The sequence below is a fragment of the Rhizobium pantanalense genome, assembly GCF_030182525.1.
Classification (GTDB): Bacteria; Pseudomonadota; Alphaproteobacteria; order Rhizobiales; family Rhizobiaceae; genus Rhizobium.
The window spans coordinates 455,710-468,468 of the sequence record NZ_JAQJCH010000006.1 but is presented as its reverse complement, the minus strand read 5'-3'; the positions used below and the strand labels follow the sequence as shown (position 1 = coordinate 468,468).

Annotated in this window: 15 protein-coding genes and 1 tRNA gene; 7 read left to right on the top strand and 9 right to left on the bottom strand. The window is 58.8% G+C overall.

What is annotated here, in order from left to right:
- Window positions 1-6 precede the first annotated feature (6 nt).
- The 4 genes from PH558_RS18235 to PH558_RS18220 all read left to right on the top strand — a co-directional run bounded on the left by PH558_RS18235 (window position 7) and on the right by PH558_RS18220 (window position 4,409).
- Window positions 7-1,563: an undecaprenyl-phosphate glucose phosphotransferase gene (locus tag PH558_RS18235; protein WP_095434473.1), complete on the top strand. Its 1,557-nt coding sequence runs from the start codon at window positions 7-9 to the stop codon at window positions 1,561-1,563.
- Window positions 1,560-2,822: an O-antigen ligase family protein gene (locus tag PH558_RS18230; RefSeq protein WP_285205850.1), complete on the top strand. Its 1,263-nt coding sequence runs from the start codon at window positions 1,560-1,562 to the stop codon at window positions 2,820-2,822. The genes PH558_RS18235 and PH558_RS18230 overlap by 4 nt, the downstream gene beginning before the upstream one ends.
- Window positions 2,819-4,054 (top strand): glycosyltransferase family 4 protein, encoded by a 1,236-nt coding sequence (locus PH558_RS18225; RefSeq protein ID WP_285205848.1) that lies wholly within the window; start codon window positions 2,819-2,821, stop codon window positions 4,052-4,054. The genes PH558_RS18230 and PH558_RS18225 overlap by 4 nt, the downstream gene beginning before the upstream one ends.
- Window positions 4,055-4,118: 64 nt before the next feature.
- Window positions 4,119-4,409, top strand: coding sequence for a helix-turn-helix domain-containing protein (locus tag PH558_RS18220; protein WP_285205847.1), 291 nt, complete (start codon window positions 4,119-4,121; stop codon window positions 4,407-4,409).
- Between the two features lie 70 nt (window positions 4,410-4,479).
- Here the strand turns inward: PH558_RS18220 and PH558_RS18215 are convergent, their stop codons facing one another.
- Together PH558_RS18215 and PH558_RS18210 are read right to left on the bottom strand one after the other, a co-directional pair.
- Window positions 4,480-5,502: an extracellular catalytic domain type 1 short-chain-length polyhydroxyalkanoate depolymerase gene (locus PH558_RS18215; protein WP_285205846.1), complete on the bottom strand. Its 1,023-nt coding sequence runs from the start codon at window positions 5,500-5,502 to the stop codon at window positions 4,480-4,482.
- A 223-nt stretch (window positions 5,503-5,725) separates the two neighbouring features.
- Window positions 5,726-5,938 (bottom strand): hypothetical protein, encoded by a 213-nt coding sequence (locus PH558_RS18210; protein WP_069616263.1) that lies wholly within the window; start codon window positions 5,936-5,938, stop codon window positions 5,726-5,728.
- Between the two features lie 236 nt (window positions 5,939-6,174).
- Between PH558_RS18210 and PH558_RS18205 the strand changes: the two genes are divergently transcribed.
- Both PH558_RS18205 and PH558_RS18200 read left to right on the top strand, forming a co-directional pair.
- Window positions 6,175-6,570 carry a hypothetical protein gene (locus PH558_RS18205; RefSeq protein ID WP_285205845.1) on the top strand — a complete coding sequence of 132 codons (396 nt, stop codon included), beginning with the start codon at window positions 6,175-6,177 and terminating at the stop codon, window positions 6,568-6,570.
- A 93-nt stretch (window positions 6,571-6,663) separates the two neighbouring features.
- Window positions 6,664-7,359, top strand: coding sequence for a thermonuclease family protein (locus tag PH558_RS18200; RefSeq protein WP_285205844.1), 696 nt, complete (start codon window positions 6,664-6,666; stop codon window positions 7,357-7,359).
- Window positions 7,360-7,394: 35 nt separating this feature from the next.
- Here PH558_RS18200 and PH558_RS18195 read toward each other — a convergent pair.
- Both PH558_RS18195 and PH558_RS18190 read right to left on the bottom strand, forming a co-directional pair.
- A tRNA-Pro gene (locus PH558_RS18195) sits at window positions 7,395-7,471 on the bottom strand.
- Window positions 7,472-7,557: 86 nt separating this feature from the next.
- Window positions 7,558-7,968, bottom strand: coding sequence for a BA14K family protein (locus PH558_RS18190; RefSeq protein WP_285205842.1), 411 nt, complete (start codon window positions 7,966-7,968; stop codon window positions 7,558-7,560).
- 174 nt (window positions 7,969-8,142) lie between these two features.
- On the opposite strand from PH558_RS18190, the gene PH558_RS18185 reads away from it, so the two are divergent.
- The gene (locus PH558_RS18185; RefSeq protein WP_095434466.1) at window positions 8,143-8,403 is read left to right on the top strand and encodes a hypothetical protein; all 261 of its coding nucleotides are present in this window, start codon (window positions 8,143-8,145) and stop codon (window positions 8,401-8,403) included.
- Window positions 8,404-8,522: 119 nt separating this feature from the next.
- On the opposite strand, the gene PH558_RS18180 is transcribed toward PH558_RS18185, so the two are convergent.
- The 5 genes from PH558_RS18180 to PH558_RS18160 all read right to left on the bottom strand — a co-directional run bounded on the left by PH558_RS18180 (window position 8,523) and on the right by PH558_RS18160 (window position 12,753).
- A complete protein-coding gene (locus PH558_RS18180) occupies window positions 8,523-8,852 on the bottom strand; it encodes a hypothetical protein (RefSeq protein WP_069616257.1) in 330 nt (109 codons plus the stop codon).
- A 248-nt stretch (window positions 8,853-9,100) separates the two neighbouring features.
- A complete protein-coding gene (locus PH558_RS18175; RefSeq protein WP_095434464.1) occupies window positions 9,101-10,204 on the bottom strand; it encodes a porin in 1,104 nt (367 codons plus the stop codon).
- Between the two features lie 354 nt (window positions 10,205-10,558).
- Window positions 10,559-11,104, bottom strand: coding sequence for a MerR family transcriptional regulator (locus PH558_RS18170; protein WP_092710757.1), 546 nt, complete (start codon window positions 11,102-11,104; stop codon window positions 10,559-10,561).
- A gap of 231 nt (window positions 11,105-11,335) precedes the next feature.
- Window positions 11,336-11,674: an integration host factor subunit alpha gene (locus PH558_RS18165; protein WP_069616254.1), complete on the bottom strand. Its 339-nt coding sequence runs from the start codon at window positions 11,672-11,674 to the stop codon at window positions 11,336-11,338.
- 107 nt (window positions 11,675-11,781) lie between these two features.
- Window positions 11,782-12,753: a beta-ketoacyl-ACP synthase III gene (locus tag PH558_RS18160; RefSeq protein WP_095434463.1), complete on the bottom strand. Its 972-nt coding sequence runs from the start codon at window positions 12,751-12,753 to the stop codon at window positions 11,782-11,784.
- Between the last annotated feature and the right edge of the window lie 6 nt (window positions 12,754-12,759).

Sequence of the window (12,759 nt, the reverse complement as noted above, 5' to 3'; positions counted from 1 at the left end):
GCTGCCATGAACACTACCCAAAAGTCCGAGCAATTCAACTTGGACAATCTTCGCAAGCAGGTTTCGGAAATCCGCACCCGCGGTGCCGGCGAGACTCATAGCGATCGCCCGGATGGCATGAATGCCTATGCGCGGCAAATCGCCGAACAGCTTCGCGAAACCAACCAGTCTCCGGCGATCATCGTCGGACAATACCGGCTGTTCGAATTTCTGTCGCTACTCGCATTCGGACTTGCGATCCTCCTCTTCGGTACGTCGGACAATCATCCTTTCCTGTCGAAGACTGTGGTGACGATCGCCCTCTGCGGTCTTGCCATCGTCTTTCTGCAGATTGCGGATGCCTATCAGATACCGGTCTTGCGCTCGCCACATCATTTCCTGCACCGGATTCTCGGGTCCTGGGGGGCCGCCTTTGCGGTCATGGTCATTGCCCTTCTGCCCTTCGACATCAACAATATCTACTCCCTTTCGCTTCTCAGCCTTTGGCTCGCGGCAGGCGCAGGGTTCCTTCTCGTGGCTCGCCTCCTGTTTGCCTACGGTATCCGCCACTGGGCTCGCAACGGCGTCATGGAGCGGCGCGCCGTCATCGTCGGCGGCGGCGAACCGGCAAAGGAGCTCATCCGCGCGCTCGAGCATCAGCCCGACAACGATATCCGTATCTGCGGCATCTTCGACGATCGCGGCGAAAAGCGCTCGCCAGTCATGGTCGCCGGTTACCCGAAGCTGGGCACGGTATCGGAACTGGTCGAATTCGCCCGGCTCGTGCGCATAGACATGCTGATCATCGCGTTGCCGATCAGCGCCGAGGATCGCATTCTGCAATTGCTGAAAATGCTTTGGGTGCTGCCTGTCGACATTCGCTTGGCGGCCCATGCCAACAAGCTGCGGTTCCGCCCCCGCGCCTACTCACATGTCGGCGCCGTGCCGATGCTCGACATCTTCAACAAGCCGATCCGCGACTGGGATGGCGTTGCAAAACGCATCTTCGACATCTTCTTCAGCCTGGTCGCACTTGCTTTGCTATGGCCGATCATGCTCGGCGCGGCAATTGCCGTGAAGACAACCTCGAGAGGGCCGATCTTCTTCATGCAGAAGCGCCACGGCTTCAACAACGAGATCATCAACGTCTTCAAGTTCCGCTCGATGTACACCCATATGAGCGATCCGTCGGCGCGCAATGCCGTGACCAAGAACGACCCGCGCGTCACCCCCGTCGGCCGCTTCATCCGCAAAACGTCGATCGACGAGTTGCCGCAGCTTTTCAACGTACTGCTCGGCAGCCTCTCGCTTGTCGGGCCGCGCCCTCACGCCGTTCTGGCCGCCAGCCATAACCGCACCTATGCCGACGTCGTCGAAGGCTATTTCGCGCGCCATCGCGTCAAGCCCGGCGTCACTGGCTGGGCGCAGATCAACGGCTGGCGCGGCGAAATCGACAGCGACGACAAGATCAAGTTCCGCACAGCTTACGATCTGTACTACATCGAGAACTGGTCGCTGCTCTTCGATTTGAAGATCCTGTTCCTGACGCCGTTTCGTCTGCTCAATACGGAAAATGCCTATTGAGCGCGATCGACCTGCCATCGCCCCGCGTCGCGCAGCCGCAACTTGCCGCCATGCGGCTGGTCGGTACGGCCAGCGTCGTCATCGGTGTGTTCCTGTCGGGCTTCGTCATCGCCGAGCCGGCGCCTTATGAGTTGTGGCTCGCTTTTCTGATCGGTACCTGGTTCATTCTCGGGCTGAAAATCTCGCGCAGCGTCGCGCCACTACTGGCGCTGTTTCTGCTGTTCAATATCGGCGGCATGCTCTCGATCACGCAGATGCACGATCTTGCTGCCGGCAACCACCTCGACGGCCCGATCTATATCGCCGTTTCCACCTTCCTGGCGCTGAGCTCCGTTTTCTACGCCGCCATTACCGAAGACAACGAAAAGCGGCTGAAGCTGATCTTCAGTACCTGGGTCGTGGCAGCGCTGATCACCGCAAGCCTCGGCATCCTCGGCTACTTCCATGCCGTGCCGGGCTTCGACATCTTCACGCGCTACGACCGCGCCATGGGTGCGTTCCAGGATCCGAACGTCTTCGGCCCCTATCTCGTGGCGCCAAGCCTTTATCTCATGCACGACTTGCTGATCGGCGACCTGAAAAAAGCGCCGATCAAGGGCATCTGCCTGTTCGTGCTCGCCTTCGGCATTTTCCTGTCCTTCTCCCGCGCAGCCTGGGCCCTCTTCGCCTTCGCCTCAGCGATGCTGATCTTCTGTATGCTGTTGAAGCATCGCAGCAATACCTTCCGGCTGCGCATTCTGGTGATGTCGCTGGCGGCCATCATCCTCATGGTCGTGCTGCTTGTCGTCGCGCTGCAATTTCCGCAGGTCAGCGACCTGTTTTCGACGCGCCTGCAGCTGGTTCAGAGCTACGACGGCGGCCATCTCGGCCGCTTCGAACGCCACAGCATCGGCTTCCAAATGTCCATGGAACGGCCTTTCGGCATCGGGCCGCTAGTCTTCGGCCAGATCTTCCGCGAAGACGAACACAATACCTGGCTAAAGACGCTGACCACTTATGGTTGGCTCGGTTTCGTCACCTGGGTCAGCATGATTTGCTGGACCATCTATATCGGCTTCCGCAACCTCCTCAGAGAGCGTCCCTGGCAGCCCTACCTGATGATCGCCTGGATCGTCATTCTCGGCCATGTCGGCATCGGCAACGTCATCGATACCGACCACTGGCGCCATTTCTACATGCTGATCGGCACCGTCTGGGGTTGCGGCGCCCTGGAGCAAAAGTATCAGCGTGACCTGAACAAAAGGAAAGCTGCGCCGTGAACATTCGCACCAACGTCAAACGCCTGTCGTTGCTGCAGGTTCTCGAGCCGAGCGGCGGTGGCTCCGGACGACATTTTCTCGACCTGTGTCGGGCCATGCAGCATCGCGGCCATTCCGTGACCGCCATCTATTCCCCGGTGCGCGCAGAGCCCGCTTTCGTCACAGAACTGGGAAATATCGGCCTGGACAATGTCATTCCGCTTGGCATGCGGCGCGCGCCCGGCCCCTGGGATCTGACTGCATGGTGGCAACTGCGCAAGATCGCGGCCAGTCACGGGCCGTTTGATCTGATCCATGGCCACAGCTCGAAAGCCGGTGCATTAACGCGCCTGCGTTTGCCGGGGCGCCACGTCCCCGTTCTCTACACGCCGCATGCCTTCCGCACCATGGACCCGACGCTCGGTGTGAAAGGCCGTTTGATCTATGGCGGTATCGAGCGTCTTCTCGGGACATGGCTGACCGATCGCCTAGTCTGCGTTTCGCAGGATGAATATAATCACGCCCTGTCGCTCGGCATCCCGGAAAAACGCCTGCGCGTCGTCGTTAACGGCGTCAACGCACCTCCCCTCAGCCAGCGAGCAGCCATCCGCAGACGATACGGCATTCCTCAGGAAGCTTTGCTCTTCGGCTTCGTCGGCAGGATGACGCAACAGAAGGCGCCTGAACGCCTGATCGCGGCTTTTGCACGGATAGCAGCCCAATTGCCGCAAGCCCATCTGCTGATGATCGGGATCGGTGAGCTGGCCGACACAGCAAGAGAGATGATCAAGGGGGCCGGGCTTGAAGATCGCGCCCGCATCGATGGCAGCGTGCCGGGGGTGACGGCCATCGACGCCTTCGATGTTGTCGTCATGCCAAGCCGCTATGAGGCAATGTCCTATGTGATGCTGGAGGCGGCAGCTGCGGGCAAGCCGCTGCTGCTTGCCGATGTCGGTGGCGCACGCACGGTGCTGGAGCACGGCAAGAACGGATACATCGTGCCGAACAGCGATAATCCGGAAGCGTTGGCGGCCGCAATGGTATGTCTTGGCGATCCGACGTTGCTGGCGAATTTTACTGTCGAGGCCCGTCGCCGCAAGGATGAATATACGCTCGCCGGCATGGCGGATGCGACCGAAAAGATCTATCACGACCTGCTCGGCTACCCCACCCCTGCCCCGCTGGAGTTGGTAGCAAATTCCAGTTTGGACGATAAGCGCGAGGGCCGGGAGAAAAGCGCGGCGGCCCTTTAAACTCGCAGAGGATTTTCGTCGGAAATCGGTTCCGCTTTTCAAGCCGATGCGATAGACTTAACTCATGATTACTTCAGCACAATTGCGCGGCGCGCGCGCCATGCTTGGACTGACGGTGGAGACGCTTGCCAGCGAGAGCAAACTCCCGGTTTCAGCGATCGAAGCGCTGGAAACAGCGACCAGCCCGGCGGATATGAGGGCGCTTGCGACAGTTCGCTCCGTCCTCGAGAGCCATGGCGTGCTTTTCCTCGCCGGCGGCAGTGACGGCACGGGCGGTCCTGGCATTCGCTTCAAGCATTGGTCCGAAAATGATGGCATTCGGCCTGAGAACCTGAATGCCACCAATGACGATTGACGGCTGACGCAGCGTCTGAAATCTCCAAGAGCCGCTTCGCGCCTTCAGGCCTTAGGTTTTGCGACCGGCCTCAGGCCGCGAGCTTCCAGCCTTTGACAAGCTCTTCGGGCGCAGAGAGGGCTGCAGGCAGGATGTAGCGCTCGGTGTTGTTTGCCGGCTCCCAGCCTTCAACAATGGAGCCAACCGGCAGACCATGGCCGAAATCGGTCAGCGTCACAAGCTCAAGGATCATATGGCCATAGTCGTCGCGCCATTCGCGCCGCTCGCCACCTTCGAAGAGACGCAGCCGACCCTTTGTACGCGGACGCTCGCGTGCGGTCAGCCATTGCGCGACGGATGCCTCGGCATTGGCGAAGGACACCACATCATCGGCATCGCCATGCCAGATGGAGACGGCCGGATAGCGGGCAGCTTCGGGGGAAACTTCGCGAACGAGCTCGCCCCATTTTTCCGCCGGGCGGCTTGAGCCACGCTTCATGACGTCAAGCGCCGATATGGCATCGCGGGCAGCGCCGAAAGGCAGGCCGCCGATGATGGCGCCTGCGGCAAAGAGTTCCGGATAGGTCGCGAGCAATGCGGCTGCGACAGCGCCACCGGCCGAGAGGCCCATGACAAAAATCCTGCTATCGTCGATCGCATGCAGATGGCGACTGAAATCGATCATTTCTCTGATGGAGCCGAGCTCACCGCGATCGCGCGTGACCATGCTCGGGCGAAACCAGTTGAAACAGAGATTTGGGTTGTTCGATGCCTTCTGCTCCGCATAAAGTACGGCAAATCCATGCTGCCGCGCAAGTGCCGTCCACCCGCTCGCGCGATCGAAATCCTCGGCATTCTGATGACAGCCATGCAGGACAACGACGAGCGGCATCGGTCCCTTTACGCCCGGAGGCACATATTCGAGCATGCGCAAATCGCCGGGATTGCGGCCAAACCACAAAACTTCCGTCAGCCGCTGCGGCGACGGGCGCGTGGAAAGGCGACGGCGCGACGGCTGCGATTGCGGCTGCATCATCGGAAATTTGAGCTGCGGCAGCTCGACGGAATCGACGAGCAAGCGGCGAAGCCGGCTCGGAACTTTAAAATTCATCATGGACCTTTCTATCCACGTCAGCCACGGCCGGTTTTTTCCTCTGCTGCGGGCTGGCGCGCACTGTTCCTCTCCAGAAGCAGTGACATCGAGAAATCGAATCTCTTTGTGCAACGCAGCAAATATAGGGAGGCCGGCCCGCTTCGAACAGGCACAAAGCATCATTGCTGCTATGTGAAATCAGCTTAAATCGATTAGATTTTCGGCCACAAAAAACGCAACTGCGTCAGAAATAAGCCCGTGCAAGCGCGAGAAGCTTCGCGTCGTCCTTTACGCCCTGGCGATAAAGCTGAATAATCAATGCGCCGAGGCGTTCTGCCTCTAGGCTTCGCGGGCTCATGCCACGATCCTTGCAGACCGTGTCCAGTACCTTCTCGAGCCGGTCCAGATCGTCTGAAAAAAGCGGCAGATCTCGTGGATGGATAGGTGTGTCCAGCATTTGCGCGTCTCATGGTCCGTGGGGCAGAAGCACGCAGAACCTCGCCGGCACCCGTTTTATTCCCGACGACAGGATTAGACTATGCGCCTTGCGTATGGGGTTGGCAAGGAAGCATTTCGGCCGACGCATTTCTGATTCGCAAACTCTACGGAAATTCGATCGAAAGTACAATTTTAAGTTAAAGCATCACCCAGCCTTTATCCGCATCTGCAACAAGCGGAAAAAACGGAGATATAATGATGACCAGATTTCTGATCCGGGCTGCGCTCAGCTTGGCGCTTGCAGCAACGGCCCTGCCTGCCCTCGCGCAGAATTTTTCGAATCTTCCGCTGCGCAATCCTCGCCAGCCGCCCGAAGGATATATTTCCGTGCAATCGGGAATATCGATCTCCTATCCCATAACGGATGGCGACAGCGACGAGCAGCAGGAGAAGGCGTTGAAATCCTTCTACAAGATTGCCGCAAGCAGCTGCGCCACCCTGCTCGATACGATTGCCGATGCCTGCGAGATCAGTGCCCTGTCGAGCAATACCTCAGTCAACAATCCAGACAATCGCGGCACCAGACTTTCCATCAACGGACAGGTGACGATGGCGGTGAAACTGAAGCCGCCGACAGGGGCCGCGAAATAGCCTTGCCCCATCGCAGTTCATGATCTCCGCCAAAGCCAACGGATCGGTAAGAAATGACGGCGATAATCCCCCTCGCAATTGAGGGATGATACCATGGCGAAAGCGAAACGACGCACGCGGCGCAAGCCGCAATCCAAGGCGGGCAATTCGATGTGGCTATGGGGTGTTGTCGGCCTGGCAACGATAGCCGGCATCTACGCCTATCAGCATCGCAATGATATGCCGTCGATGCTGGCGCATGCCGGCACAGTCGCGGGCATGCCGCATATGGCTCGGGAGACGCCCGTGCCGGCGGCAAAGCCGCAAATAAGGACGGCAGCAGTGACATCGGAGCCGCGCGCAACATCCGTCCTGCCGATACCGCCCGCCGCCATTCCCGTGGCAATGCCGGTCAACAAGATACCGGTCGAACGGCCGATACCCGGCTTGCATGCGCAGTCCGGCGGTCGTTTCGTGCTATGCGGCGCCGGCTCGGGCACGAATTGTGTCGTCGACGGCAATACCTTCTGGCAGGATGGCATACGGATTCAGTTGGCCGATATCGAGGTCCCGGACGCCGGTGCCGCGCGCTGCCCCAGCGAAAGACAGAGAGGCGTAGCCGCGAAACTGCGCCTGCAGGCCATTCTCAACGATGGAAGCTTCGTGCTTTCCGGCAGCAGCCGTCGCGACGACCTGAATGGCGGCAAGCTCCGCATTGCCATGCGCGCGGGGCGCTCGCTCGGCGATCAGATGGTGTCGGAAGGTCTCGCGCGCCGCTGGACCGGCCAGGCGTCGTCCTGGTGTAGCTAATTTTCAGAATTCGATTGGGAGTTCAAGGAGATAAATGGTCGGGGCGACTGGACTCGAACCAGCGACCCCTTGACCCCCAGTCAAGTGCGCTACCGGGCTGCGCTACGCCCCGACCTGCCGAAACGGCTTGTTTCGTTTAGAGTTTAGCGTTTCCCGACGCAAGCGAAAAGTGTCGGCCTGCTCAGAAAAAGTTGCCGCTCAACGGCACAGCTGCCTCGGTCCGCGGCTCGGCTGATAGGTGTTATCGGAGGCGCGATAAGAGCGATAGCGGCTTGCGCAGTCACGCGCGTGAGCGCCGTAATAGCTCTGTGAGCTCTGCCTGTTGAACAGAGTACCGGTCACAAAAGATTTGAAGAGAACGCCGCTATCCGAATCGTCGTCATAATAGCTGTCCGAGCCATGCAGCCGATGGCCGCTGCCCCAACGATTATGGTGATGATGCCAATGGCCGTGGCCATGACCGTGATCGCGAACCTGGATGATGTCCGACTGTCCGGTTGCAGGCACCGTCAGGGTCGGCATGGTGACGGCATTCGCCGGCATGGCGGCACCTGCCGCCAGCAAAAGACCAAAGCCTGCGGCAGTTATCGATCTCGCAATCGTAAACATATGCGACTCCTTCGAAATCCGGCGACGCGATCAAGTAAATCCGCACAAGAACCTTGCTGCCGACCACGCCGTCATTATCTCTATATAGTGATTTGGAGCCACACTCATAGATGCCCTTCCGTCTTTATGTGCGACGGATATCGCACGACGGAAAGTGGGCGGAAAGTCAAAGCAATGAAGCCCTATATAATGACTCTCCTGTTATGCGCACCGCTGCTCTCCGCGTGCAATACGACGGAATCGGTGCAGCCCATTCCGGGCAGCATCACCTATGGCGGCCAACCGCATATGAAACTGACGAAATCGCCTCCCGGATCGCAATTCCAGCATCACTTCACGAACCAGTGGGGCCAGGATGTTATCGAAACCTATATTGTCCAGCCGGACCGAAGCGTGAAGCTCGTGAACCGCCAGGAAATGAGCCCGCCAGACTAGATCCTTCCGACGTAAAGTCGCTGCAGTCTACTGGAACTGCACTGAAGGTTCGTTGGCCTGAACAAAACTCCGCCGGCGGGAGCCGACGGAGCGTGTTGGAATGCAGATGAAAGCCACGCTTACCAGCAGCGATAGCACCGACGGTAATAGGGCCGGCCGTAATAGCCGCGGTGATGATGATTATCGCTGACAGCGGCGCCGACGAGAACGCCGCCGATGATGCCGGCAGCGGCCAAAGCGGCGGCCTGGTTTTCAGCCTGTTGCGCCTGGGCGCGATTGGACTGGTATGTGGCGCCGACGCAGCGATTGTAGCGCTGCGTTCCCGGACGGAACCCCTGCGACTGGCAGGTCATTTCCGCATTCATCGCAGATTCCTGCGGTGTCTGACAGCTCGATAGAATGGTTGATATAGCGACAAGGCTCGCCGCCATCGTAGCACGTATGCGCATATTCCCTCCGGCAATTTAGGATACAACCCCGGAAAGCGAAATACAGCCAAAGGTAAGCTCTAGCAAGCCAACCTCATCAAGCACCGCGCGAAAATCCGTCAATCGTGGCAAAACTGCACGCAAGGATGGCATCGTGCTTTACGGCCGAATAGCAGCATAGTGCAAAATGAAAAGACCCCGCCAATGGCGGGGCCTTCACATCCGATTTGCACGCCCGCAACCCATCGAGACCGCGGGCGTGTTTTCGATCAGAAGTTCCGTTCGAAACGAAGGATGCCGGCGACCGTATCATCCTTGATGTAGTCGTAGTGCACATAGGTGAGTTCCGGCTCGACCAGGAAATCCTTGACCGGATAGATCTTGAGGTTTGTGGTCGCCTCGAACATCTTCGACTCTGTATAGGCGAGCTGCAGGTTCCACTTCAGCTTGTCGTTGACCGGGACGCCGACGCCGCCCCAGAGAGCCCAGTCACCCCAGCCGCATTTGGCCGCGTTGGTGCCGCTCGAGGTCGTGCAAGCTGAAATATCCTGGTTGGTGCCGGCATATTTGTTCAGCTTGTCGCCGTCGGTATTCCAGCCACCCATCAGGAAGGCTTCCACGCCGCCGAACTTGGCGTCGAGACGAGCCTTGATGGCACCTTCCTCAACAATGGAATCATAGCCGCCAACGATCTTGATGCCCCAGTTGCCGGCCTTGTAGCCGAGCCCGGCAACGACGTCGGGAGCATAGTGGTTGGATTTGTCGTCCGTCCACCAGCCAGCACCGTAAGAGGCCTCACCGTCGGAGGTAGAATTGGAGTCTTCCAGCGAGATCACAGCCGAGAAGCCATTGTCCGGCTCGTATTTATAGGTCAGCTGATTAAGTTCATACGGGCCGTCGTAAATCACGTCGTCGTTGATGACATCGCCGGCATAGCCGACGTAAAGATTGTACTGAGAGTCAAGCTTACCGACCGTGAAGCCGCCGAGGCTGATGTTGGCAAACAGCAGCTTGGAGGAAGTCGCGCCTCCATCATTCCACTCCCAGCGGAAAATGGTATTGGTCTTCAATGGACCGTATTCGGTGTCGGTCGCCGTATCGACATTGAGCTCCACACGCTCATGCCAGAGCGTGCCGACCCTGCTGCGCGGATTATAGGCGTCATACCACTCGCCTTCCGTGCGAACCTTTCCGCCGACTTTCAGGCAGGTTTCAGTGCCGGGAATATAAAAATAGCCTGTGCCGTATCCATCGCAGATACGGACATATTCAAGCGGTTCGGGTTCCGCAGCGACAATGGCGTCGGCGGCATGGGCGGCGCTCGCGGCTGCGATGGCAGCGGCGGAGCCAAGAAGAAGGCTCTTGATGTTCATGGTGTCTCCATTCGACTATCCGTCAGAGATGGAGTCTCCCGGCAGACAACGACGTGCCCCTCCATAGCCTGACTGTTCCCCTCAAACAGGGCGAAGCAATAAGCTTCGCCGCCAAACTGAACCCGTGAGCTTGCCCCGGCAAGTTAATAAGGCTGCCGAACTAATTTCCACAACGCAGAAGAGTGGCAGACGTGACAAAAATGTCACACGCCTGTCGTAATGACAAAACGACGCACCACACGCGGCCGATACATGCATCGGACAAGAGAATGCATACGATAGTTGCACACCTGCGAAACACAATAGGCTTTAGCCGCAATCCCCAACACGCCCGACCCACGCGTGCGGGCAGCCTTATCGTACCTGATCGAGGAGACGCTTGCATTCCAGAAGATCGTAAAGCGTCTCCTGAAGCAAAGCGCGATCTTCCTTGCCGACACTCGATTTGCCGATGGAGACATCAGGCACGCCATCGTCACCGCTGACAAAATTGAAGAAACGGCGGCTGATCGGTGCCTTGGCGCGGCCGACGATCTGGTCTTCGTCGGAATTGGCAGAGGCGACACGGGGCTCAACGGCGGCAGGCTCCTGGGCCGCCGCAAGCGCTTCCACACTGGCCAGATCACCATGCCCGACAGCGATGACGAACTTGTTGCCGTTGGTCTTCAGAAGCTTCTGAACACCCTTGATCGTATAGCCGTGATCGTAAAGCAAATGGCGAATACCATTCAGCAGGTCGACATCCTCGGGGCGATAATAGCGCCGGCCGCCACCCCGCTTCATCGGCTTTATCTGCGGAAACCGGGTCTCCCAGAACCGTAGGACATGCTGCGGCAGATCAAGGTCTTCCGCGACTTCGCTGATCGTGCGAAATGCATCCGGGCTCTTGTCCATCATCATACTCCCACACTGCGCATGCGGCGCCGTTTGGCCGGATCACGCAAAAACGGATGTCGGCATTCGTACCGCTCCATGATACGACTCACCATATTTCAACGGTTTGGCGGTGGAAATTCAAGTCACATCTTCAGCCGCTGCACAGGCTGGCGACAAATCATCACAGAAGATGCACGGGAGCGACCGCACGACAAGGCATGCGGCGGAGCGAAAACAGAAATCGCAAGGATGGAATTAGGAGGCAGGATTTACCGGCTTGGCCTTCGCCTTGCGGCTCGCATGTGCTTTCAGAATGCGGGTCTTGAGGACGTTCGACGCCTTGAAGGTCATGACACGCCGCGGAGAGATCGGCACTTCCTCGCCGGTCTTCGGATTGCGGCCAATGCGCTCATTCTTGTCACGCACCTGGAATGTCGCAAACGAGGAGAGCTTTACCGTTTCTCCACGCACGATAGCGTTGCAAATTTCATCGATCACAGTCTCGACGAGCTCTGCCGACTCCGTTCTGGAGAGACCGACTTTCCGGAATACCGACTCCGCCAGGTCTGCGCGCGTCACTGTCTTGCCCGTCATAGCTCCCCGCCCATATTGCTGCGTAATCTTCTTCAAGTTTTGCGAGACTATTGCCGTTGCGCCGAACGGTCAAGCTCTTGTTCGGAACGGCTTTTAGAGATGTGGCACTACCAGCGCAGCAGGACCGCGCCCCAGGTGAAGCCGCCACCCATGGCCTCCAGCATCACCAGGTCGCCCTTCTTGATTCGTCCATCACCGGCCGCAACGGCGAGCGCAAGCGGAATTGATGCAGCCGAGGTGTTACCATGAAGGTCCACGGTGACCACAACCTTCTCGGGAGCAATTCCGAGCTTCTTGGCGGAACCATCGATGATGCGGCGGTTGGCCTGATGCGGCACGAGCCAATCGAGATCGTCGGGCGTTGTACCCGTCGCATCGAATGCCGCCTGGATGACGTCGGTAATCATGCCGACGGCGTGCTTGAACACTTCGCGGCCCGCCATATGCAAGACACCAACCGTTCCCGTCGTGGACGGGCCGCCGTCGACATAAAGCTTTTCCTTATGGGAACCATCGGAGCGCAGGCTTGCCGTCAGCACGCCGCGATCGCTATTGGAACCGCTTCCCTCGCCGGCTTCCAGGATCAGCGCGCCAGCGCCGTCACCGAAGAGAACGCATGTCGTGCGGTCGGTCCAATTGAGAATGCGGGAAAATGTCTCGGCGCCGATGACGAGTACGCGCTTGGCAAGGCCGCCGCGAATATAGGCGTCAGCCGTGGTCACCGCATAGACGAAGCCGGTGCAGACGGCCTGGACATCGAAGGCGAAGCCATGATGCATGCCGAGCCGGTTCTGGATATTCACCGCCGTTGCGGGAAAAGTATTGTCCGGCGTCGAGGTGGCAACGATGATGAGATCGAGATCATCCGGTGTCATCCCGGCATTGGCGAGAGCCGCACGCGCCGCCTGCTCACCAAGCGAGGCCGTCGTTTCGCCTTCGCCGGCGATATAGCGTTGGCGGATGCCGGAGCGCTGGACGATCCAGTCGTCGCTGGTATCGACAACCTGCTCCATCTCGGCATTGGTCATGACGCGTTTGGGGAGCGCCGCCCCAAAGCCGCGAACAATTGAACGGATCATTCTGCT